19 protein-coding genes and 1 pseudogene are annotated in these 23,034 nt (G+C 72.1%); 14 read left to right on the forward strand and 6 right to left on the reverse strand.

Annotated features, from left to right (window positions below; genetic code table 11):
• Positions 1-34 precede the first annotated feature (34 nt).
• From ACFYXU_RS16700 to ACFYXU_RS16710, 3 genes are all read left to right on the forward strand, one after another.
• The gene (locus ACFYXU_RS16700; RefSeq protein WP_376507860.1) at positions 35-1,177 is read left to right on the forward strand and encodes an agmatine/peptidylarginine deiminase; all 1,143 of its coding nucleotides are present in this window, start codon (positions 35-37) and stop codon (positions 1,175-1,177) included.
• A 148-nt stretch (positions 1,178-1,325) separates the two neighbouring features.
• Positions 1,326-2,777 carry a purine-cytosine permease family protein gene (locus ACFYXU_RS16705; protein ID WP_389405722.1) on the forward strand — a complete coding sequence of 484 codons (1,452 nt, stop codon included), beginning with the start codon at positions 1,326-1,328 and terminating at the stop codon, positions 2,775-2,777.
• Between the two features lie 48 nt (positions 2,778-2,825).
• Complete coding sequence (locus ACFYXU_RS16710) at positions 2,826-3,995, forward strand: agmatine/peptidylarginine deiminase (protein WP_376507859.1); 1,170 nt, start codon at positions 2,826-2,828, stop codon at positions 3,993-3,995.
• A 283-nt stretch (positions 3,996-4,278) separates the two neighbouring features.
• Here the strand turns inward: ACFYXU_RS16710 and ACFYXU_RS16715 are convergent, their stop codons facing one another.
• Positions 4,279-5,253, reverse strand: a complete 975-nt coding sequence (locus ACFYXU_RS16715; protein ID WP_389405721.1) for a helix-turn-helix transcriptional regulator — start codon at positions 5,251-5,253, stop codon at positions 4,279-4,281.
• Between the two features lie 97 nt (positions 5,254-5,350).
• On the opposite strand from ACFYXU_RS16715, the gene ACFYXU_RS16720 reads away from it, so the two are divergent.
• The 6 genes from ACFYXU_RS16720 to ACFYXU_RS16745 all read left to right on the forward strand — a co-directional run bounded on the left by ACFYXU_RS16720 (position 5,351) and on the right by ACFYXU_RS16745 (position 10,386).
• Positions 5,351-5,752, forward strand: a complete 402-nt coding sequence (locus tag ACFYXU_RS16720) for a RidA family protein (protein WP_376507856.1) — start codon at positions 5,351-5,353, stop codon at positions 5,750-5,752.
• Between the two features lie 103 nt (positions 5,753-5,855).
• A complete protein-coding gene (locus ACFYXU_RS16725; protein ID WP_376507855.1) occupies positions 5,856-6,482 on the forward strand; it encodes a hypothetical protein in 627 nt (208 codons plus the stop codon).
• Positions 6,483-6,801: 319 nt separating this feature from the next.
• Positions 6,802-7,638: an SAM hydroxide adenosyltransferase gene (locus ACFYXU_RS16730; protein WP_376507853.1), complete on the forward strand. Its 837-nt coding sequence runs from the start codon at positions 6,802-6,804 to the stop codon at positions 7,636-7,638.
• A 237-nt stretch (positions 7,639-7,875) separates the two neighbouring features.
• Positions 7,876-8,748 (forward strand): ABC transporter substrate-binding protein, encoded by an 873-nt coding sequence (locus ACFYXU_RS16735; RefSeq protein WP_389405720.1) that lies wholly within the window; start codon positions 7,876-7,878, stop codon positions 8,746-8,748.
• A 10-nt stretch (positions 8,749-8,758) separates the two neighbouring features.
• The gene (locus ACFYXU_RS16740; protein ID WP_376507851.1) at positions 8,759-9,646 is read left to right on the forward strand and encodes an amino acid ABC transporter permease; all 888 of its coding nucleotides are present in this window, start codon (positions 8,759-8,761) and stop codon (positions 9,644-9,646) included.
• Positions 9,643-10,386: an amino acid ABC transporter ATP-binding protein gene (locus ACFYXU_RS16745; protein ID WP_329857711.1), complete on the forward strand. Its 744-nt coding sequence runs from the start codon at positions 9,643-9,645 to the stop codon at positions 10,384-10,386. The genes ACFYXU_RS16740 and ACFYXU_RS16745 overlap by 4 nt, the downstream gene beginning before the upstream one ends.
• 73 nt (positions 10,387-10,459) lie before the next feature.
• Here ACFYXU_RS16745 and rox read toward each other — a convergent pair whose 3' ends face one another.
• The 3 genes from rox to ACFYXU_RS16760 all read right to left on the reverse strand — a co-directional run bounded on the left by rox (position 10,460) and on the right by ACFYXU_RS16760 (position 14,542).
• Complete coding sequence (gene rox / locus ACFYXU_RS16750) at positions 10,460-11,887, reverse strand: rifampin monooxygenase (RefSeq protein WP_389405719.1); 1,428 nt, start codon at positions 11,885-11,887, stop codon at positions 10,460-10,462.
• A gap of 157 nt (positions 11,888-12,044) precedes the next feature.
• Positions 12,045-13,418, reverse strand: a complete 1,374-nt coding sequence (locus ACFYXU_RS16755; protein WP_376507849.1) for a nucleobase:cation symporter-2 family protein — start codon at positions 13,416-13,418, stop codon at positions 12,045-12,047.
• A gap of 332 nt (positions 13,419-13,750) precedes the next feature.
• Entirely contained in the window at positions 13,751-14,542 is a 792-nt protein-coding gene (locus ACFYXU_RS16760; protein WP_389458152.1) for a helix-turn-helix domain-containing protein, read from the reverse strand.
• A gap of 576 nt (positions 14,543-15,118) precedes the next feature.
• Here ACFYXU_RS16760 and ACFYXU_RS16765 point away from each other — a divergent pair.
• Positions 15,119-16,660, forward strand: coding sequence for a nucleobase:cation symporter-2 family protein (locus ACFYXU_RS16765; protein WP_389406434.1), 1,542 nt, complete (start codon positions 15,119-15,121; stop codon positions 16,658-16,660).
• 116 nt (positions 16,661-16,776) lie between these two features.
• Here ACFYXU_RS16765 and ACFYXU_RS16770 read toward each other — a convergent pair whose 3' ends face one another.
• The gene (locus ACFYXU_RS16770; RefSeq protein ID WP_389458154.1) at positions 16,777-17,631 is read right to left on the reverse strand and encodes an alpha/beta hydrolase; all 855 of its coding nucleotides are present in this window, start codon (positions 17,629-17,631) and stop codon (positions 16,777-16,779) included.
• Positions 17,632-17,710: 79 nt separating this feature from the next.
• Positions 17,711-17,998: pseudogene (locus ACFYXU_RS16775) on the reverse strand (alpha/beta hydrolase); the annotation flags it as partial.
• 139 nt (positions 17,999-18,137) lie between these two features.
• On the opposite strand from ACFYXU_RS16775, the gene ACFYXU_RS16780 reads away from it, so the two are divergent.
• From ACFYXU_RS16780 to ACFYXU_RS16795, 4 genes are all read left to right on the forward strand, one after another.
• Positions 18,138-18,371, forward strand: a complete 234-nt coding sequence (locus tag ACFYXU_RS16780) for a hypothetical protein (RefSeq protein WP_389458156.1) — start codon at positions 18,138-18,140, stop codon at positions 18,369-18,371.
• A 407-nt stretch (positions 18,372-18,778) separates the two neighbouring features.
• Complete coding sequence (locus tag ACFYXU_RS16785; protein ID WP_389458158.1) at positions 18,779-20,368, forward strand: protein kinase; 1,590 nt, start codon at positions 18,779-18,781, stop codon at positions 20,366-20,368.
• 273 nt (positions 20,369-20,641) lie between these two features.
• Entirely contained in the window at positions 20,642-22,099 is a 1,458-nt protein-coding gene (locus ACFYXU_RS16790; RefSeq protein ID WP_376507843.1) for a globin domain-containing protein, read from the forward strand.
• Positions 22,100-22,194: 95 nt separating this feature from the next.
• Entirely contained in the window at positions 22,195-22,947 is a 753-nt protein-coding gene (locus ACFYXU_RS16795; RefSeq protein WP_389406433.1) for a pyridoxamine 5'-phosphate oxidase family protein, read from the forward strand.
• The last annotated feature ends 87 nt before the right edge of the window (positions 22,948-23,034 follow it).

Here is a 23,034-nt window from a genome sequence, read left to right on the forward strand (position 1 = left end):
CGCAAGCAACCACGTCGACACAGGAGGTCACACCATGAACGAACGCTCCGTCGCCCGCCACGCGGGCCCCGGACTCAACCGCCGCCGGTTCCTCGCGGCGGCCGGCCTGACCGCCGCGGGCGCGGCCCTCGCCACCACGGCCCTCCCCGACAAGGCCACCGCGGCGCCGGGCACCTTCCGGGTGCCCGTCGAGGACGTCCGCCACACCCGTACCTGGATGGCCTTCCCGGACAGCAGCGCGATCTGGGGCGGCAAGCTGAGCGGCGTCCAGGCGGACATCGCGCTGATCGCCCGTACGATCGCCAAGTACGAGCCCGTCGTACTCCTCGCCAACGCGGCGAGCGCCGCCAAGGCCCGCACCATGTGCGGCCCCACCGTCACCGTCGTCAGCTCCATCCCCGTCGACGACTGCTGGATGCGGGACACCGGTCCCGTCTTCCGCACCGACGGCTACGGCGGTCTCGACACCGTGGGCCTCAACTTCAACGGCTGGGGCGGCAAGCAGACCCACAACCGGGACGGCCTGGTCGCCGAGCGGATCGCCGCCCACGTGGGCGTGCCGTTCACCTACGCCGACCTGGTCGGCGAGGGCGGGGCCATCGAACAGGACGGCGCCGGCACCCTGATGGCGACCCGCAGCAGCCTGGTGAACCGCAACCGGAACCCCGGGATGTCGGAGCGCCAGATCGAGGCGGCGATGTGCGACGCGTACGGCGCGTCCAAGGTCATCTGGTTCGACGGCGTCAAGGGCCAGGACATCACCGACGACCACGTCGACGCGACCTCCCGCTTCCTCGCGCACGGCGAGGCCCTGGTCCAGATGCCCGTCGCCGCCGACAACGACGCCTACGCCCGGGACGCCCGCCTCCAGTACAGCACCCTGTCCGCGGCGACCACCGCCAAGGGCCGGGCCATGGACGTGATGCGCCTCCAGGGCCCCGACTACAACAAGATCCGCTCGACCAACCGCGACTTCCTCGCCTCGTACGCCAACTTCTACCTCTGCAACGACGCCGTCATCTCGGCCCAGTTCGGCGACACGCGGGCGGACGAGGCGGCGCGGGCGACGCTCCAGCGCCTGTACCCCGACCGGTACATCGAGCAGCTCAACATCGACCGCCTCGGCACGGGCGGCGGCGGCATCCACTGCGTCACCCAGCAGCAGCCCGTCGCCTAGTCCCGCTAGCTGAAATTTCCGTCAGAGAGTTCTGTCCCGGTCATTGACTGAAATTTAAGTCAATCCCTAGGGTGAGCGCACCGTACAGCGCCGCGGGTCGCGCGGCGCTGTACGGCTTCATCGACGCACCCCCTGAACAGGAGCCCACATGGGGCCGGTTGACTCGCCGACGCAGGAATCCGCACCGCACGCGGGCATCGAGCAGCACTCGATCGACTGGGTGCCCCTCTCGGAACGGCACGGCAAACCGTCGAGCGTCGGGGCCATCTGGTTCGTCGGCAGCCTCAACCTCACCGGACTCGCGACCGGCGTCGTGACGCTCTCCATGGGCGCCTCGCTCGTGTGGACCGTGATCGCCACCGTGCTCGGCTCGCTCTTCGGGACGTTCTTCATGGCGTTCCACTCGGCCCAGGGGCCCCAGCTGGGCCTGCCCCAACTCGTGCAGTCCCGGCCCCAGTTCGGCTACCTGGGCGCGGCGCTCACCGTGTGGGTGTTCGCCCTCGTCAACTACGTCGCCTTCAACACCTCCGACGCCCTGCTGTCCGGCCAGGCCATGAACCTGCTCACCGGCATGCCCAACACCCTCGGGTACCTGCTGGCCGCCGCGGTGGCCACCGTCATCGCCCTCTTCGGGTACGAGTGGATCCACCGGCTCAACAAGTGGCTCACCTGGCCCTTCGTCGTGATCACCGCCGCCGTCACCGCCTCCGCGCTCTTCGGCGGCGGACTCCCCGACGACGCCTGGAACCCGGGCCCCTTCGAACTCGCCCCGTTCATGCTCGTGTTCGTCTTCGTCGCCGGCTTCCAGCTGGGCTGGGCACCCTACGTCTCCGACTACTCCCGCTACCTGAGACCCGACGTCCCCGTGCGCAGCACCTTCTGGTGGACCTATCTGCCGAGCGCGGTCTCCGGGATCTGGGTCTTCGTCCTCGGCGCCGTGGTCTCGGCCGGCGCCCCCGAGGGCACGGACCCGGTCACCGCCCTGAAGCTCTCGGCCGACCGGCTGTTCGGCGGGTTCGGCACGGTCGCGGTCGTCGTCCTGCTCGTGGGACTGCTCTCCATCATGGCGATCAACCAGTACGGCGGCAGCCTCACGATGATCTCGATCGTGGACTCCTTCCGGCCGGTCAGGCCGACCCGCTCCATCCGGATCGCGACGATCGGGATCATGCTCGCGGCCGTCGGCACGGTGTCCACCCTCGTCGGCATCGACCAGTTCAACTGGTTCTTCGCCAACGTGGTCGTCGTCCTGACGTACCTGTTCATCCCCTGGACGGCCATCAACCTGGTCGACTTCTTCTTCGTCCGGCGGGGTCAGTACGTCGTCAAGGAGATCTTCAACCCGCGCGGCATCTACGGCCGATGGGGCTGGCGCGGAAACCTCGCCTACGTGATCGGGCTCGCCTGCATGGCCCCGTTCATGGTCATCACGGGCCTCTTCGTCGGGCCCCTCGCAGAGCGCCTCGGCGGTGTCGACTGCTCGATCCTCGTCGGCCTGCCGGTGGCCGGAGGTCTCTACCGGGCCTTCGCCCGAAGCCTCGACCTGGCCACCGAACGCCGGATGGTCCGGGAGGAGGGGCTGCTGGACCCACTCCACTGAGCGATCCCGCGCCTGCACGTACCGAACCTTTGAGAGAAGGAGCACCACGTGAAGTCAGAGCACGACGGCGAGCGCCCCGGCATCAGCCGCAGAACCCTCCTGGCCCGCACCGGAGCGGCCGCGGCCGCCCTGGCCGCCGGCCCCGTCCTCGGCGGCATCCAGCCGGCGATGGCCGCGTCCTGGCGCGTCCCCGGCGAGGACGCCCCGCACAAGCGGACCTGGATGGCCTGGCCCTCCAGCTCCACCATCTGGGACAACCTGCTGTCCAAGATCCAGGCGGACATCGCCAAGCTGGCCAAGGAGGTCGCCAAGTACGAGCCGGTCATCATGTGCGCGGACGGCACCTCGGCCGCCTCGCAGGCCCGGGCCGCCTGCGGCTCCACCGTCACGGTCATCAGCTCCATCCCCGTCTCGGACTGCTGGATGCGGGACACCGGCCCGCTGTTCCGGGTCGACGGGGCGGGCGGCATGGACGCCTTCGGGCTCAACTTCAACGCGTGGGGCGAGAACGCCACGACCTTCTACGGCCTCCCCGCCTCCGCGTACGCCAAGGACCGCACCCTCGCCCCGAAGGTCGCGGCCTACAACGGCGTCTCCTTCGCGAACGCCTCCGTGGTCGGCGAGGGAGGCGGCATCGAGTACGACGGCGACGGCACCCTGATGGCCACCGAGAGCTGCTGGATCAACAACAACCGCAACCGCGGCAAGTCGCGCGCCCAGATCGAGGCGGAGCTCCTGTCCCGCTTCGGCGCCTCGAAGATGATCTGGCTGCCCGGGGTCAGGGGCCAGGACGTCACCGACGGGCACATCGACGGAACCGCCCGCTACATCAGGCCGGGCGTGGTGATGGTGCAGCTCGCCGGCGCCGTCCGGCCCGACGTCTGGACCGCCAACGCGCAGGCCATGCGCGACGTCCTGGTCAACGCCACGGACGCCAGGGGCCGACGGCTCCAGGTCCTGACCATCCAGGGACCGGACAGCCTGCCCCGCATCCCGTCGGGCCAGCGGGCGGACTTCCTCAGCTCCTACATGAACTGGACGGTCACCAACCAGGCGATCATCACCACCCAGTTCGGCGACACCGCCAAGGACGCGGCGGCCAAGTCGGCGATCGCCGCCGCGTACGGCCGCCCCGTCGTGCAGCTCAACCTCGACAACCTCTACGGCAACGGCGGCGGGGGCGCCCACTGCGTGACGATGCAGGAGCCCACCCGCTGAGCCCGCGCTGAGCGGACGACGAGCCCGGGTGCTCTCCACGACCCGGGCTCGTCACCGCGCCGGACCCCGTCGCGTCGCGGACCGGACGCCGAGGGGGCGTCGGTCGATCAGCGCGGCGGGGCCCGACCGGCACCCCCTAGCGGGCCGGGGCCGCGTCGGCCCCGCCGAAACTGGTAGTCGCCAGGAGCGTGCCGTCCGCCGCCGGCAGGCGCGCACCGCTCAGCGTGGCCGGGTCCACCCCGGTCGACCGGGCCCGCCGAAGTAGGGTGCGGGGCCGTGACCGTCAGGACGGCGCCGCGTAGCGCGCCGCGATCGCGGCGGCGCGGGCGTGCAGGGACTCGCGCAGCCACGGCGGTGTGAGCGCCTCCGCGTCCGCGCCGAGCTGCCAGAGCGCCCACTCCGCGTGCCGCGCGTCCTGGAAGGTCACCTCCAGGCGGCACCAGCCGTCCGCTCCGGGCTCTTCGGAGAGCACGGCCAGTGCCGTGCCCACGAGTTCCTCCCGCCGAGCGGTCCGCATCCGCAGGCCCACGGCGACCCGGTCGCCGCCGTTCCTGAACCGTGCGCCGTGCTCCCGCCAGGCCCGGCCCAGGTCGACCCGGTCCGCGCGCTGCGCCGGCTCGGGAAGCTCCTCGGCGGCGAGGACCCGCGACAGCCGGTAGGTGCGGTCGGCGCCGGACCGCGCGGCCAGCAGGTAGCCCTGGCCCCGGACCGTGACCAGCCCGATCGGGTCCACCGTGCGCGATCGTGCCCGCTGCCCCACGGCCGCGTAGTGGATGCGCAGCTTGCGTCCGGAGAACACCGCGCGCCGGACCTCCGCCACGACCGCGTCGGGGACCTCCTCGGTCTCCTGGCGCCGTTCGAGCAGATCGGTGTCCGGGTCGACGAGCAGGCGCCGCACCGCACCGGCCGCGGTGGCCCGCTGGCTCTCCGGCAGGGCGTCGACCACCTTGCGCAGGGCCGAGGCCAGCGGCGCTCCGAGGCCGAACGCCTGCGTGCCGCGCCGCGAACCGGCGACCAGCAGGGCGAGCGCCTCCTCGTGGTTCAGCCCGGTGAGCTCCGTGTGGAAGCCGGGCAGCAGGGCGAAACCGCCGTGGCGCCCGCGCTCGGCGTAGACCGGCACCCCGGCCGCGGAGAGCGCCTCGACGTCGCGGAGCACGGTACGGGTGGAGACCTCCAGCTCACGGGCCAGCGCGGTGGCGGACAGCCGTCCGTGCTGCCGCAGCAGGAGCACCAGCGAGACCAGCCGATCGGCGCGCATGCGGGAACTCTAGCGAGATACATGACAGAGGGTGTCACGTATGGGTTGCGAGGCTTCGGCACGACAACACCCGCACCACACACCCGAGGTGACTCGCATGGCACACACCCTCGTCAATCCGGACGGCCTGCACGACCCGGTCCCGTTCGGCTACAGCCACACCGCGGCCGTCCCCGGCGGATCGGACCTGGTGCTCGTCGCCGGTCAGTACGGATCGGGCCCGGACGGCGCGGTCGTCTCGGCCGACTTCGCCGAGCAGGTGCGGCAGGCGTTCCGCAACGTCGGCGTCGCGCTCGCCGCGCACGGACTCGACCTCGGCCACGTCGTCCGGCTCAGGACGTACGTCGTGCACCACGACGTCAGCAGGCTGGGCCCGATCGCCGCCGCCGTGCGGGAGGCCTGGGGCGAGGCACCGCCCCCGCAGACCCTCATCGGTGTGGCGAGCCTGGCGGCGCCCGACGTGCTGTTCGAGGTCGAGGCCCTCGCCGCCAGGCCCTGAGGCAGGGGGCACGTGCCGGCCCGGGCCAGGCGAGGCGGCCTGGGCCGGCATGGTGGGACAGTTTTAACTGTCGCAAGCCGTATTCGACAGGTACTCTTGTCCCATGAGTGAGATGCCGGGGATCCCGACCCCCGAGAAGAACGACGAGGACTTCTGGAGCGCCGTCGCGCAGCTGGTGGAGCCTCCTTGGAACGAGCCGGGCGCGGACGACGCCTGCACGATGGACGAGCGGGTCCTCGACGCGGTCCGCGCCCTCGCCCGGCGGATCTCGACCCGCGCCGTGGCCTACGGCGCCGCCGGCAAGCCCTTCGATCCCGTGCTCATGGCGGCCCCCGACGTGCAACTGGCCCTCCTGCGCGCGCTGTACGAGGCCAAACTGGCCGTCGACCGACTCGCGGAGAGCGCCGCCACGGTCGCCGGCCGCAGCGGGGCGAACTACGCCCAGCTCGGTGCCGCCTGGGGCGGGATCAAGCGCCAGTCGGCGCGGCTCAAGTGGCCGCACGCCGTGGTCAGGACCTCCGCCAAGGAATCCATCCCGCTGCACTACGCCGGTGGCACCGCGGTCGTGCACCACGACGCCGACGCCGACGCGTGGTGGTACAGCGCCACCGGGGCCGACGGGCAGGACACGGAGTCCGAGCCCGTGCACGGCAGCTACGCCGAGGCGATCGCGGGCGCGACCGAGTACCTCCTCGGGCATGCCCGGCCCGACGGGCAGCCGCCCACGTGACAGGAGGGCGGCACCGGACGGGCGCGGCCGGAACCCTGGACGATGCACACCGGTGTCCACTCCGTGGACACGCGTTTGAGACGCCTCCCGCCCGGTGCTAGCCTGCCGTCCATGCAGCGCACCGCCACCCTTGCCATGATGCGAATGATGCCCCGACCTTCGGAGGCGCTTCGCTAGCGAAGCATGCGCGCACAGGATGCGACGGACCCTCCGGAAACGGAGGGTCCTTTTTTGTTGTCCTGGCAGCCGTGATCAGCACCGGCCCCAGCCCCTCACCCCCCCGTCCCACCCCCACTCGACAGAAGGCGAAGTACCCGCCATGACCCGTCCACCGGTCGTCTCCCTCACCGACTGTGCCGACCCCAACGCCCTGGCCCGGCAGTCCACCCGGATCGCCGCCCTCTTCGGCGCCACCCCGACCGTCCTGCCCCTGGGCGGCCCGGACCCGGAGGGCGCCGCCGCCCTCACCCTGCTCGACCTGCTGCGCTCCACGGATCTGATCGGCGGACCGACGCAGCCGGTGGTCGTCCTGGTGAACATCGCCCCGCGCGACGGGCACTGGCCCAACGGAGTGCCGTTCTGCTACTTCCGTCACGGCCACCACCTGGTCATCAGCACGCTGAGCCACCGGGTCCTCGCCCCGCTGGTCACCTACCTGGGCCTGACCGAGGTCCACGTCACCGACGTCCGCGAGGTCCTGGAGGCCGCCGCCGCCGGGTGGGCGGAGCTCACGCCGGCCGAGATCGAGGAAATGGCCCGGACCCAGTTCCGGAGCCTGTGGTACGTGCCGCTGCTGGCCCGCTGGCTGGCGGACGGCCGCGAGGTTCCGGCGGTGCCGACGGCCGTCGACCAGATCGTCGAGGACGACGTGCGGGTCGCCGTGGTGGACAACTTCGGCAACTGCAAGCTGGACCGGCCGGCCGCCGAACTGCCGGGGTACGACACCACGAAGGCGCTGCTCGTCCACAACCGTCACCAGGGCCGCGACGTCCAGGTGCGCTGTTACGACCGGCTTCCCGACGTCCCCTACGGAGAGCCCGGAATCACCGTCGGGAGCTCGGGCGTCGGATTCGCCGAACTCGTGGTCCGCGGCGGTTCCGCGGCCGAGGTATTCGGGCTGAACCAGGGCGACCAGGTATTCCGTCTCATCAGCTGACATGTTATCAACGCGTTACCCCGGCAGTGACCTTCGAGATTGACGCGGCTGTCCGCGAACCGGAATGCTGAAAGGTATGTCCGGAACTCATCCGCTGGTACGCCGCCGCCACGTGGACCACGTGCGCTGTGCCGCCGACCTGTGTCGCTGATCCGCCTCGCCGACCCTCTCGCCGAGCGCACGGCACCAGCTCATTTCTTTTTCCTTTTCCCGGACTCCCTTTCGAAGGACCCCCTGATGTCCCGTACCCGAACAGCCCTTTCGGCCGCGGCGGCCGCCGCCGTCGTTCTCACGGCGGCGGCCTGCGCCCCCCAGCCGCAGAGCAGCACCGGAGCAGCCGGCTCCGGCGGCGCCGACTGCACCACCGGCAGCCCCAGCCTCCACAAGAGCGGCCAGCTGACCATCGCGACCGATTCCCCGGCCTACGAGCCGTGGTTCGACAGCAACACCCCTTCCAACGGAAAGGGATTCGAAAGCGCGGTGGCCTACGCGGTGGCCGAAAAACTCGGCTTCGGACGCGGCCAGGTGAAATGGGTCGTCGAACCCTTCGCCCATTCCTATGCCCCGGGGGCGAAGAGTTTCGACTTCGACATCAACCAGATCTCCTCCACTCCGCAGCGCGCGAAGGCCGTCGACTTCTCGACGAGTTACTACACGGCCAACCAGGCCGTTCTGACGCTCGACGGCTCGAAGTACGCGAAGGCCACCTCCCTGAGCGAACTGAAGGACGCCAAGATAGGTGTGCAGGTCGCCACGACCAGCTACCAGGCCGTGCTCGACCGGCTGAAGCCCACGGGCAAGCCCAGCGTCTTCAACACCACCAAGGACGAGGTCACCGCCCTGACGAACGGTCAGATCGACGCGATCGTCACCGATCTGCCCACCGTCTTCTACCTGGCCAACGCCGAGCTGGACAACGGCAAGATCATCGGCCAGTTCGGGTACGAGGGCGGCACCCCCGAGGAGTTCGGGCTCCTGCTGCCGAAGAACAGCGGATACACCACCTGCGTGAACCGTGCCCTCAGCTCCCTCAAGGCCGACGGGACCATCGCCGCGCTCACCAAGAAGTGGCTGTCCGCCTCGGCGAACGTCCCCGAGCTGAAGCAGTAGCGAGCCGACCGTGGAACTCACCAAAACAGCCGTGTCGCCGCCGGCGGACGACACCTACCGGCCCAGCGAGCACGAGCGGGAGAGGCAGCGCTTCCGTCGCTCCCGCAAACGGCGCCACACCTGGATCTCCACCCTGTGCACCGTCGTCGTCCTGGTGGCCCTGGGAGCGGCGGCGGTCGCCTCGCCCGGCTGGGAGCGCGTCCACAGCCTGTTCCTCGACGGCGCCGAGTTCCGGGCCGCGTTCCCCGAACTCCTGCGCGGCTTCTGGCTCAACATCCAGATGTTCCTCATCGCCGAGGTACTGATCCTCGTCCTGGGACTGCTCATCGCACTCGTCCGGGTGACCAAGGCACCGGGACTCCAGCCGCTCCGCCTCGCCGCGACCGTCTACGTGGACGTCTTCCGGGGCGTACCCACCCTGCTCCTCGTCTTCCTCGTCGGATTCGGGCTGCCGGCCCTGCAACTCCAGGGCACGCCCTCCTCGCCCTGGGTGCTCGGCGTGATCGCCCTCGTCCTCTCCTACGCGGCCTACGTCGCGGAGGTCCTCAGGGCCGGACTGAACTCCGTCCACCCCGCGCAGCGCAACGCCGCCCGGGCCCTGGGCCTCGGCGAACGCCAGACCCTGCGCCACGTGGTCCTGCCCCAGGCCGTCCGCAACGTGCTCCCGCCCCTGCTCAACGACTTCATCGCGCTACAGAAGGACACCGCGCTCGTCGCCGTCCTCGGCCCGCTGGAGGTGCTGCGCGCGGCACAGATCAAGGCCGACTACGACTTCAACTACACCCCGTACCTGGGAGCGGCTCTCTTGTTCATCGCGGTCACCATCCCGCTGACCCGGTTCGCCGACCGGCTCCAGCGGCGGGCGGCGCAGCGCACCTGGGCGGAGACGGGCCGATGAGCACCCCGCTGCTGCGCATCCGCGGCCTTCGCAAGCAGTACGGATCCCGGCTGGTGCTCCGGTCCATCGACCTGGACGTCGCGGAACACCAGGTCGTCTGCCTCATCGGCGGCTCGGGCTCGGGCAAGTCGACCCTGCTCCGCTGCGTGGACCTCCTGGAGGTCGTCGACGACGGCACCGTCCACCTGGGCGAGAGCGAGCTGACCGACCCCCGCCTCGACCCCGACGTCGCCCGCAGGCGGATCGGCATCGTCTTCCAGGCGTACAACCTCTTCCCGCACCTCAGCGTGCTGGACAACATCACGCTCGCACCGCGCCAGGTGCACCGTGTGCCGCGCAAGCAGGCCGAGGCGCACGCCCGCGAACTGCTCGCCCGGCTCGGACTCGCGGACAAGGAGCGGGAGCACCCCGACCGGCTGTCCGGCGGGCAGCAGCAGCGCGCCGCGATCGCCCGGGCCCTGGCCACCGAGCCGGAACTGCTGCTCTTCGACGAGATCACCTCGGCCCTCGACCCCGAACTCGTGGGCGAGGTCCTGGACGTCGTCGCGGACCTCAAGCAGCGCGGTCTCACGATCCTGATGGCCACGCACGAGATGGACTTCGCCCGGCAGGTCGCGGACCAGGTCTGCTTCCTGGAGAACGGCGTCATCGTGGAGCAGGGCACCGCGGAGCAGGTCCTCACCGCTCCTCGGGAGCAGGCGACGCAGCGCTTCCTCGCCCGGGCGCTGGACCGCTCCTAGCAACTGGTCGGCGCACCTCGCCGGTCGGCGAGGTGCGCCAGAGGTGCCCGGATTCCGGACCCGGCAGGGGTGCTCAGCCGCCCGCGGCTCCGAACCACCTGGACAGCGCGGCGTCCAGGTCCTCCCGTCCGTCGCCGACCCACGCCACGTGGCCGTCCGGGCGCAGCAGCACAGCGGGGGCGTCGAGCTCCGGGGCGCCGTCCACGACGTGGTCGACCCGGTCCGCCCAGCCCTCCACCGAGAGCCCGCCGGCCGGGTCGAGCAGCAGCCCCCGGCCGGCCCGCGTCAGCTCGTACAGCCGTCCCCGTCCCAGGGTCAGGTCCCGCAGCCGCCGGCCGAGCAGGGGAGGGCCCTCGCCGAGGTCGTAGCGGACGCCGATTCCGGTGACCTGCTCGATCAGGTACCGGTTCACGTCGTCGAAGTCCATCAGCTCCGAGAGGAGCCGCCGTACCGCGCTCGGGCCGGGCGCGTCGGAACTGAGCTCGACCTGCGCGCGGGTGACGTCCAGCACGGCGGCCCCCACGGGGTGGCGCTCGGTGTGATAACTGTCCAGCAGCCCCTCGGGTGCCCAGCCGCCGACCGAGGCGGCCAGCTTCCAGCCGAGGTTGAAGGCGTCCTGGATGCCGAGGTTCAGGCCCTGACCGCCGTGCGGCGGATGGACGTGCGCCGCGTCCCCGGCCAGGAACGCCCGGCCGACCCGGTAGCGCTCGGCCTGCCGGGTGGCGTCCCCGAAGCGCGAGAGCCAGTGCGGCGCGCGCAGCCCGAAGTCGGTACCGGCGACCGCCCGGACCCGCCGTACGAACTCCTCGAAGGTCGGCGGGACCGTCCGGTCCTCCGCCACCTCCTCGGTGCGCACGACGAAGCCGTACGCGCCGTCCGTGTCCGGCGACGGGCCGAAGCGCAGGTCGGGCGTGCTGAGCTCGGCCGCCGCCGCGGTCATGACCTCAGGGGAGACACTCACCTCGACCTCGCCCAGCAGCCATTCCCGCCGGGCCGGCTCGCCGGGGAAGCCCACGCCGAGCAGCCCGCGCACCGTGCTGCGGCCGCCGTCGCACCCGACGAGATGGCGGGCGCGCAGCCGCGTCCCGTCCGCGAGACCGACGGTCACGCCGTCCTCGTCCTGGTCGAGTCCGACCAGGGCGCAGCCGCGCCGGATCTCCGCGCCGAGCTCGACGGCGTGCTCGGTCAGGAGCCGGTCGGTGGCGGTCTGCGGGATGCCGAGGATGTACGGATGAGCGGTGTCCAGCCGGTCCGGCGGGGGCTTGCGGACGCCGGCGAACGATCCGCCGAGCGGATACCGCCGGCCGAGCGCGAGGAACCGCTCCAGGAGCCCGCGCTGGTCCATCACCTCGATGCTGCGGGCATGCAGGCCGCGCGAGCGGACCACGCGGGTCGGCTCCGTGTCCCTCTCCAGTACGACCGTGTCCACACCGTGCAGTCGCAGCTCTCCGGCCAGCATCATGCCGGTCGGTCCGCCTCCGACGACGATCACGTCCCTCATCAAGGCACCCGTTCCGAGAGTTCGCCCGTGCGACCGCCTCGCGCACGGTCAGGGAGCACGTATACCAGGGGGACCGCAGCACGCACGCGTACGGCCCCGGTCCCGACGCGAGGCCGGTCCCCGTCCGCGGGCGCGGAAGGGGACCGGCCGGGGCGGGTCAGTGGTGGAGTGCGGGGGCCGCCGCGACCTCCGGGGCGGTCTCGGCGGGTCTCCGGCCGATGTGGTTGAAGGCGAGGTTGAGGAGGACGGCGACGACGCAGCCGGTGCTGATGCCGGAGTCCAGGACGATGCGGGCCCCCTCGGGGAACGCGTGGTAGAAGTCGGGCGCGGCGATGGGGATGAGGCCGGCGCCGAGCGAGATGGCGACGATGAGGACGTTGTCGCCGCGTTCGAGCGCCGCGCCGGCAAGCGTCTGGATGCCGCTGGCCGCGACGGTGCCGAAGAGGGCGATGCCCACCCCGCCCAGGACGGGCTGCGGGATGAGAGCGACGACGGAGGCCAGGACCGGGCACAGGCCGAGCAGGATGAGGATGCCGCCGGCCGCGGCCACGACGTAGCGGCTGCGCACCTTGGTGATGGCGACCAGGCCGACGTTCTGCGCGAAGGCGCTGGCGGCGAATCCGTTGAAGAGGGGGCTGACGGCGGTGCCCAGGCCGTCGGCGCGCAGGGCGGCGGCGAGGGTCTTCTCGTCGGCGGGCCGCTCGACGATCTCGCCGAGCGCCAGGACGTCGGCGGTGGACTCGGTCATCGACACGAGCATCACGATGCACATGGAGATGATCGCGGCGGCGGCGAACTGCGGGGCACCGAAGTGGAACGGGGTGGGGATGCCGACGATGTCGGCCTCGGAGACGGCGCCGAAGTCCGCGACGCCGAGCGGGAAGGCGAGCAGGGTGCCGGCGACCAGACCGAGCAGGATGGAGATCTGCTTGAGGAATCCGCGCAGCAGGCGCCGCAGGGCCACGGTGATCAGGAGGGTGGCCGTGGCCAGGCCGATGTTCGTGAGGCTGCCGTAGTCGGGGGCCTGACGGTTGCCGCCCTGGGACCAGTTGAAGGCGACGGGCAGCAGGGACACGCCGATCAGGGTGATGACGGTGCCCGTGACGACCGGCGGGAAGAAGCGGATGAGCTTGCAGAAGAAGGGGGCGAGCAGGAAGCCGAAGACTCCGGCGACGATCACGGCGCCGTAGATGACCGGGAGCGCGTCCTCCGGGGCCTCGGCCTTCGCGATCGCGAGCATCGGGGCGACACCCGCGAACGAGACGCCGTTGACGAAGGGCAGGCGCGCGCCCACCTTCCAGAAGCCGAGCGTCTGGAGCAGGGTGGCGATGCCGGAGGTGAACAGGCTCGCGCTCATCAGGAACGCGATCTCGGCGGTGGACAGGCCCACCCCGATCCCCACGACGAGCGGGGGCGCGACGACACCGGCGTACATGGCGGCGACGTGCTGGAGACCCGCGCTGAGCAGTTTCAGCGGCGGGAGCATCTGGTCGACGGGGTGGACACCGGCCGGCTGGGCGGTTTCGGACATGGTGGCGTGCCTCCTGGCAGCAGCGGTGCGGGCCGCCGGTGTGCTGACGGGGCAGCGGCGGGCGGCGGATCGCGGGCAGAAGGAGCGGACCCGCGAGGGGGCCTGCTCCGGAAGGGGATTGCTGAGGGGCGACACGGAGAGGCCGTGTCGGGAGGCGGCCGGTGGCAGTGGGTGCGGCTGCTGTGGGCCGGGCGCGTGGTTCCGCGGCCGCGGGCCGGGAGGAGTCCGGAGGTTCCGCGGCTGAGGGAGATCGCACGATGTGCATCCGTGAAGCGGAAGTACCTGTCCGAATCGCGGAGTTGACCTAGTTGCTCATGGCCGGACTTCGGGTGTCAAGAGCCGGGGGAGCCCGGGTCGGGAGCCGTGTGCCGGCTCGCGACGCGCAGCTGGTGCCACAGGTGCAGGTCGATGCGCTCGAGGAAGCCGGCCGCCTGCGCCTCGGCCGCGGCGGCGACCCGGGGCGAGGCGCCGAGGTCTCCCTCGAACCGCTGGTAGACGAGGTGGAGTTGCTCCAGGGCGCTGCCGACCGTCGCGTGCGGGAGGGGCACGATGCGGCTGACGGGGGAGATGTAGTTGGGCCACCAGCTGCTCACGGCCTCGCGCAGCAGGACCCGCAGCTGGGCGGTCCTGCCGCAGGCGGCCACGAAACACGCCGGTGGCGGGCGCAGGGTGCGGAGCAGGGCGCGGGTCTGCTCCGCCGTGCCGCGCCACCGGTTGCGGCGTTCGGCCTCCTCCCATCGGGTGTGCGTCATGCCGAGCGCGGTCGCGGTCTGGGCGACCGAGAGCCCGGCGACGGTACGGCACTGGGCCAGGGTCACCGCCTCTCCGACCAGGTCGACGGGCGAGCACCACAATGCCGCGGCGAGGGCGTGGACGTGGGCGGCGTCCGGCGTGGCGGCGCCGGCCTCCCAGGCGGTGACGGTGGACGGGTGCAGCGGTTCGCCTCGGTAGGCGGCGATGGCCCAGGCGACCTGGCCGAGCGTGAGCCCCAGCTGTCGCCGGACCGAGGCGGCGCGTCCGGGGTGAAACGGGGGGAGCGGTGAGGAGGCGTCCGGTGGTGGACCGGACGGGGGTGGGCCCGTTGGGGGCGGACCGCCGGGGGAGGGAGTGTCCGAGGAAGACATAGCGGCACACCGTAGGGAGCCTGGGGCGTTTCGCCAACACTTCACGTCGGTCTACCGGCGCGTAGGCGTGATCTTGTCGGATGAACGCACGGATCACGGCGCACCCCTTGGTGCGATCGGGCGAGCCCTCGCAGGCCCCTCCACGTGCGGGTTTGTCGTCGGGCGCGGTTCCGGGAGCCGCTCGGTGCTGATCCCTATCTGGCGGAAGCTCCAAAGTTGGGAGCGAAAGAGCGCGGCCGGAGGGGTGGTTGACGGGGGCCCGGGCGGCTCCCTAGAGTCCCGTTCCGCCGCACTGCGGAAAATGAATTCCACAGTGCGGAACATATGCGTCGGCTGTCGCCCGTCCTCTTCAGCCCGCCACCACCTGCTCCTGCTCCGTCCGGGATGAGCCGTCTCTCGTCCAGTCCGCCCCTGACTCCACGCACCCCCGGAAACCGCCTTCCGGCGGGTGGTGCCCAAGGACCCACTTTGTCGCCCCGCGCCTCTGCCCGGAGACCGGCCACGGCCCCGCACCCGGTCGATGAGATCCTCCCCGCCCGCCGCCTGGTACCCGCGGCGCTCCAACACGTGGCCAGCATGTACGCCGGCCTCACCGCCCCGCCCCTGATCGTCGGCGGGGCCCTCGGTCTGACCGCCGGTCAACTCTCCGCCCTGCTCGCGGCGGCCCTCGTCGTCGCGGGCCTGGGCACCATCGCCCAGACCCTCGACCTCTTCGGCATCGGGGCGCGTCTGCCCATGACCAACGGCGTCTCCTTCGCCGTGGTCTCCCCGGCCCTGGCCACGACCGCGCCCCAGGGCGCCGACGGCCTGTCCGAGATCTTCGGCGCCACCGTGATCGCGGGCCTCCTGTGTCTGCTGCTCGCCCCCGCCTTCCGCCGGCTCCTCAGGTTCTTCCCGCCCGTGGTCAGCGGCTGCGTCATCACCCTCGTCGGCATCTCCCTGCTGCCCGTCGCCAGCGTCTGGGCCCGAGGCGGAGACACCCACGCCCCCGACTTCGGCTCCCCGTCCAACCTCGCCCTGGCCGGCGCGACCCTCGTCATCACCCTGGTCATCCACCGGGCGCTGTCCGGGCGGTTCCTCGGCCGTATCGCGATCCTGCTCGGCATGGTCGCGGGCACGCTGATCGCCCTGCCCTTCGGCAAGGTCGACGTCGCCCCCCTGGCCCACGCGTCCCTGTTCGCGCTGCCCGAACCCTTCGCCTTCGGCATGCCGCGGCTGGTGCCCACCGTGATCGCCACCACGGTGGTCGTCATGCTCGTGTCGATGATGGAGTCGACCGCTTCCCTGCTGGCGCTCGGCGCGGTGACCGGCCGCCCCACCCAGGACCGCACCATCACCGGGAGCCTGCGCGCGCTGGGCCTGACGACCGCGCTCGGCGGCGTGCTGGGGTCGTTCATCAGCACGTCGTACGCGCAGAACGTCGGCCTGGTGGCCCTCAGCCGGATCCGCAGCCGCTACGTGGTCACGCTCTGCGGAGCCCTCCTGGTACTGATGGGCCTCGTCCCGATCCTCGGGTCCCTGGTCGCCCTCGTACCACTGCCCGTCCTCGGCGGCGCCGGAGTCGTCTTCTTCGGCTCGGTGGCCGTGGCGGGCATACGCACCCTGGCCAAGGCGGCCCTCGGCACGGGGCACAACAGCCTGATCGTCTCCGTCACGCTCGCCTTCGGGCTCTTCCCCGTCGCCCACCCCGACTTCTACGACCGCCTGCCGGCCCCCGCCGCCACCGTGCTCGGCTCGGGCATCACGGCGGGCTGCCTGGTCGCGATCCTGCTCAACTACCTGCTGAACCACCTGGGCCGGGGCACCGAGGCCGACCCCGACGCCATCCCGGTGGAGCAGGTCACCGCACTGGACGGCACCGCCGCCGCTCCGGGGCCCGCGTGGTCGCCCTTCCACAGCGCGACACCGCCGTACCCCCACACCGGTACGCCCACCCCGCCGGGCGGAGACTGGCCCGCCTACGACACCGATCTCGTCACGGGCCCCGAGGACGCACCGGCACCTCCGGAGCCCCCGTTCCCGCCGCCGGTGCCGGGACCGTCCGGCGAGGGCGAGAGCGTCGGCTTCCCGGGCCCCCTCCATCCCTCGCGCCACCGCGATCCCGGGGGACGGTGGTGACCCCGGCGCGCACGGCGAAACGACGCCTCGTTGAAGCTGCCTCGGGGGTGTGGTGTCCCTGCCCGGCTTCGTGGCCGAGTTGAGCCGGAAGCTGGGGCACCGGACGCGGCTCGTGCTCAGGGCCCTGTCCTTGTGCTCAAGGACCCTCTGCTCCTCGTCGACGCGTCACAGGTCGGGTCGTGGGCGGGGAGTCGTCCCGTCCTCAGGTAGGCGGTGACGCGGGTGTCGACGCAGGCGTTGCCGTACTCGCCGTACAGACCGTGCTGACGGGCGCCCTTCACCGTGAGCAGCCGGGAGCTCGGCCACTGCGCCCGCAGACTCCGGGCGCCCTGGTAGAGGGTGCGGGGGTCGTCGGTGGCGTTGACGAGCAGGGCCGGGACGTCGTTGTCCAGCACGGTCGGCGCTTCCGCGGGCCGGCCCCAGAACTCGCAGGGAGTGATGTTGTTGGCCAGGGGGCCGACCAGGGGGAACCGTCCGCGCGACTCCTCGACCGCACGCCAGTAGCCACCCGTCCCGTGCCGCTCGGCCACGTCACCGCAGATGATCGCCGTCATCTGGCTGGAGGCGGCCGCGCCCGTCCTCGTCAGGAGGAAGTCCAGCTGCCCGGCCAGCTTCTCGGAGGGCTCGACCGGCTCACGGTCCGCCGCGCGCGCCAGGAGCCGTACAGTCTCGGCCAGAGCGGCCCTCCGTGCGTCGAGGTCGCTGCCGAGGCCGCCCACGAAGAGCGCGGGGAGCACGTGCTCGTCCAGCCGGTACGTCTTCCCGATCCGCAGCGGCCGCTCCTCGGCGGCATCGAGGATGTGCGTCACCGTCTCCAGGACCTCGGCGCGAGTGGTGCCCAGCCGGTAGGTGTCGTGCCGCGCGGCGGCCCACGACGCCCATGCCCGCAGAGCAGCCTCGTTGGCCGCTTCCGCGCCACGCAGCAGGTTCTGGGCGTAGTGCTCCGGGGAGTTCACGCCGTCGAGCACCATGCGGTCGGTGCGACCGGGGCTGCGTGTAGGTCTCGCCGAGGTAGCTGCCGTAGGAGTAGCCGAGATAGGAGAGGACCCGCTCGCCGAGGGCGGCGCGGATCACGTCCATGTCCCGGGCGGTGTTGCGCGTGGTGACGTACGGCAGCACGTCCCCGCTGGTGCGTCGGCACTGCTCCGCCAGGCGGCGGGCCAGGGCGACCTCTCCTCGGTACGCCTCCCGGTCGGCGCCCGCGGAGCGCACGAGGGCGGAGCCGATGTCCCAGCCGCAGTCCAGCGGCGTGCTCCGGCCGACGAAACGCGGGTCCATGCCGATGAGGTCGTAGCGGCCGGCGACCTCGCCCAGCACCTTCCTCTTGGTCAGCGGCATGTGGAGGCTGGGCCCGGCCGGTCCGCCGTCGTTGAGGAGGAGAGTTCCGATGCGGTGGGTGGTGTCGGTGGCCTTCAGGCGGGACACGGCGACGGTGAGCGTCCGGCCGCCGGGGTCGGAGTAGTCGAGGGGCACGGTGATGTCGGCGCAGTCGGCGCCGGCTTCGTCCAAGGACCGGCCGAGCCCGTCGTCGGCGCCGGTCGCGCAGCCGTGCCAGTCGACGGCCTGGGCGTGGAACCGGGCCAACGGGGCCGAGGCGGCGGACGTGGCACCGGCGGAGGCGGCGACGGTGCTCGGCGTCGTGACGGCCAATACCACCACGCAGGCGGCAAAGGCTGTGATGAGTCGTAAAGTTGACATGACTTCACGCTAGGACGGCGTCCGCACCGGCGGCCTCGGGAAAAGCCCTGAAACCCGCCGGGGGCGTCCCGGAGAGAACCCGGGCGACTGCCCCTGAAGCCGAAGCCGAAGCCGAAGCCGAAGCCGAAGCCAGTGCCAGTGCCGAAGCTGGCGCCGGTGCCATTGCCCGTGCCCGTGCCCGTGCCGAAGCTGAGCCGGATCCCGATCCGGAACCCGAGGCCGGACCCGATCCCCATCCCGGACCGGTCCCTGTCCCGGCCCTATCCCCCGCCGCCCCGAACCGCTCTCGCCGCAGGCCTTCCGCGCCAGGTGCGACGGCGAGGGCGCGGACCCTGGCGGTAGGCGTCGGCGTCCCGCCGCATAGGCTGCGTCCCTCGGCCAAATCGGCTGCTGACCAGGGGATTCAGGGGGACGGCAGGCATGGACAACGCGACTGAGGTGTGCCAGCCACTGGAGGCGGACGATCCGCCCCTCGTGGCGGGATACCGCCTCGCAGCCAGGCTCGGGGCCGGTGGCATGGGCCGGGTCTACCTGTCGCACACCCCCGGCGGCCGGCCGGTGGCGATCAAGGTCGTACGGCCCGAGCTGGCCGACACGCCCGCGTTCATGCACCGGTTCCGCCGGGAGATCAAGGCGGCGCAGCGGGTCCGGGGCGCCTACACGGCGGAGCTGATCGACGCCGACGCCGACGGGGCGCCGCCCTGGCTGGCGACGCTCTACGTGCCCGGGCCGTCGCTGGCCGAGGCCGTCGAGCGGCGCGGACCGCTGCCGGTGCCGGCGGTGCTGTGGCTCATGGCGGGCGTCGCGGAGGCACTCCAGACCATTCACGGTGCGGGAATCGTGCACCGGGACCTGAAGCCGGGCAACGTCCTGTTGGCCTCCGACGGGCCGCGGGTGATCGACTTCGGCATCTCGCTCGCCTCCGGCATCACCTCGTACACCGAGACGGGCGTCACGATCGGCACGCCCGTGTTCATGGCACCCGAGCAGGCGGCGGCGGGCGAACTCACGGCGGCGACGGACGTCTTCGCGCTCGGGCAGACGGCGGCCTACGCGGCGCTGGGGGAGCCGCTGTACGGCGAGGGCCCGTCCGTCAGCGTGCTCTACCGCATCGTGCACTCCGCACCCGACCTGTCCCGTCTTCCGGCGGAGCTCCGTCCCCTGATCGCCGCTTGCCTGGCCGCGGATCCGGAGGACCGGGCCACCCCCGCGGAGGTCGTCGCGTGGGCCCGGCGCCTGCTCGGCCCGGACGCCGACGCGGGCGCGGGCCCGGCCGTCTGGCGGGACGTCACGGGCCCGGAGCGCACCGTCCCGGACCCCGTCCCCAGCCCCGCGCCCACCTCCGTGCCCACACTGCGCCTGGTCAGCCGTCCGGGGCCGGCGGCGCCCGCCGGGCCGCGGCGGTCGGGGAGGCGCCGCGCCGTGCTCGTCACCGCCGCCGTCACGGCGGGAGCCCTCCTCCTCACGGGTCTGACCTGGACGGTGAGGGACGCCGCCGACCGGCTCCGCGACCGCGCGGCGCCGTCCTCCGGCACACCCGCCCCGAAGCCCTCGCCCTCCGCCTCGACGGGCTCCGGCCGGACCGTGGGGAAGGCCCGCCGCTCCGTGCCTCCGGCCACCGCGAGCAAGGCGCCTCAGGCCGTGGCGTACCCCTGGCAGATGATGACGGAGAAGAACTCCCTGAGCCTCAAGGAGCCGGTCGAGCGGAAGAACCGCGAGGGGGACATCCGCTTCGTCTGCGCCCAGACCTGTGCTCTGGAGAGCGTCACGAGCGTGATGAGCATGCACATGGGCAAGCCGGGGGCCACCCTCGACGCGTGCCGTTCCGACCTCGACATCGCCCCGACCCGCCGGCTGACCCTGACCCTGGTGGCGGCCGGAAGCGAGATCTGCTTCAGGCATCCTTCCGGAGCCGTCGGCCTGTTCGTCGTCCAGGTGAAGTCGACCGCCCTGCCGGACAGCGGGGTCAGCTTCCTGGCCGGGGACCTGACGGTCTGGCGGACGTCCTGAGGAACCCCGGGCCGCTTCGATGAAGACCGGGACGACCGGAATCGAGCCACCCTTCACGCGACGCGTTTCGGCCGACCCATGCGTGAAGACCGTCCGTCAAATGTGAAGGAGGTCTGGTGACTCCGTGAGTCTTCCGTCGGTGAATCGTGACCAGGTGTGGGGCGGAAGGGTCGGCACAGCGAGGTGACTCATCAGTAACGCGCAGCTGACCTGCGGATATGTGAATTCCTTGGATGCTCGGCGGGTTCGCCTGTGTGTTCGTTCAAGCGGGGTATGGTCGGCCCCGTTCACCTGACCGGGTGGATGAGGAGGGAGCGATTCAGCTCTCACGGGCCCCGCGTGGCGATCGGCCCAGGACGGAAGACTGACGGCACACGTTCGAGGCGAGGCAGACCGATGGAAGTTCCGGCCACCGCTTCGCCCGACGGCGACCGAACCGGCGGGGGAGCGTCCGGCGGAGGCTGGTTCGCGCGCACCCCGGGCGGGACCGCACCCGTACCCCCGCCCCGTGACGGCGCTGGGTCCGCGCCCCGGAACGGCCCACGGTCCGCGCCCCCTTCCGGACCGCCGCGGCAGCAGCGTCCGGCCCCGCCCGCCCAGGACGCGGACACCTCCGACGCGGCCCTGCTGCGCCGCACGATGGCCGAGATCGAGCCCATCGCGGACACCGTCACCTCGCACTTCTACGCGCTGCTCTTCCTGCGCCACCCCGCCCTGCGGGCGCTCTTCCCCGCGGCGATGGACACCCAGCGCGACCGGCTGTTCGCGGCGCTGCTCACCGCCGCCACCCACGCGGACGATCCGGTCACCCTCACCACGTACCTGACGCACCTCGGCCGAGGACACCGCAAGTACGGCACCCGGCCCGAGCACTACCCCGCCGTCGGCGAGGCCCTGATCGGCGCCCTCAGCCGCTACGCCCCGTCGACCTGGGGGCCCAGAACCGAGGCCGCGTGGGTCGCGGCCTACACGACCATCTCCCAGATCATGATCGACGCGGCCACCGCGGACGAGTTGCACGCGCCCGCGTGGTGGCAGGCGGAGGTGGTCGCCCACGACATGCGCACCAAGGACGTCGCGATCGTCACCGTCCGGCCCGAGCAGCCGTACCCCTTCCTCGCCGGGCAGTACACCGCCCTGGAGACGCCCTGGTGGCCACGGGTGTGGCGGCACTACTCCTTCGCCTCGGCGCCGCGCTCCGACGGCCTGCTCTCCTTCCACGTCAAGGCCGTTCCCGCGGGCTGGGTCTCCAACGCCCTCGTGCACCGCGCCCGACCCGGCGACGTCCTCCGGCTCGGTCCCCCCACCGGCTCCATGACCGTCGACCACACCACCGACAGCGGACTGCTCTGCCTCGGCGGCGGCACCGGGATCGCTCCCATCAAGGCCCTCGTGGAGGACGTGGTGCAGCACGGCCGCCGCCGGTCCGTCGACGTGTTCTACGGAGCCCGTCGCAACGACGACCTGTACGACTTCGACACCATGCTGCGGCTCCAGCAGACGCACTCCTGGCTGTCGGTGCGGCCCGTCGTCGACGACGGGCCCGCCGGACTGCCCGGAGGACTGCCCGAGGCGGTGCGCGAGTACGGCTCGTGGCACACCCACGACGTCTACCTCTCCGGCCCGCCCGGCATGATCCGGCGCGGCGTCGACACCATGCTTGGCATGGGCGTCCCCTCCCACCGCATACGGCACGACTCCATCGAAGGACTGGTCGGGGCGACGACGTGAGCACGTTCGAACAGACGGAGCAGCAGCACGCGCTGACGGCGCCCCTGCGCACCACCCGTCCCGGCAGCGGCGGCGAGCACCTGGTGCAGCAGCGCATGGGCACCGCGGAGCGCGCCGACCGCTTCTACGCCGAGCAGGTCCTCGACCGGCTCAACCCGCGCATGCGCGAGTTCGTGGCCCGACAGGAGATGTTCTTCCTCGCGACCGCCGACGGGCACGGCGAGTGCGACAACACCTTCCGCGCCGGCCCGCCCGGCTTCCTCCACGTCCTGGACGACACGACCCTCGCCTACCCCGAGTACCGGGGCAACGGCGTCCACGCCAGCCTGGGCAACATCGAGGAGAACCCGCACGTCGGCGTCCTCATGGTGGACTTCCTCCGCGACCGCATCGGGCTCCACGTCAACGGCCGCGCCGGGATCGTGGCCGACGAGGACATGCGGCGCGCCCACTCCGGGCTCACCGTCGACCCCGTGCCCGGCCGCCGGGCCCTGGTCTGGGTGGTGATCACCGTCGAGGAGGCGTACATCCACTGCGCCAAGCACATCCCGCACCTCCAGCGGGTCCCGGCGCGCGGCTCCGGGCGCTCCTGGGGGACGGACGACGTGAAGCGCAAGGGCGGCGACTTCTTCGGAGCCGCCGCCGACGCGCCGGAGCGCGGACCGTTCCTGCCACCGCCCCGGGCGAGCGCGGCGACCTGGCGGGCCGAGGCGGAGCGGGTCCTGGCGCGGGCGGCACGGCGCGACTCCGGTACGGACACGGACCCGGCGGGCGGCAGGCCCCAGGATGCGCCCGACGCCGGGGCACCCGACTTCAGCGGCTGGTTCAGCAGGACCGGCTCCGCCTGATCCGCGGGCCGCGCAGGCCGGCACGGCCGGTCCGAACGGCCGCGTCAGGCCCCGGAAAGGCCGGAAGAATACGTACGAACAGGTGAA

The sequence above is a fragment of the Streptomyces sp. NPDC002232 genome (assembly GCF_042890295.1).
Lineage (GTDB): Bacteria > Actinomycetota > Actinomycetes > Streptomycetales > Streptomycetaceae > Streptomyces.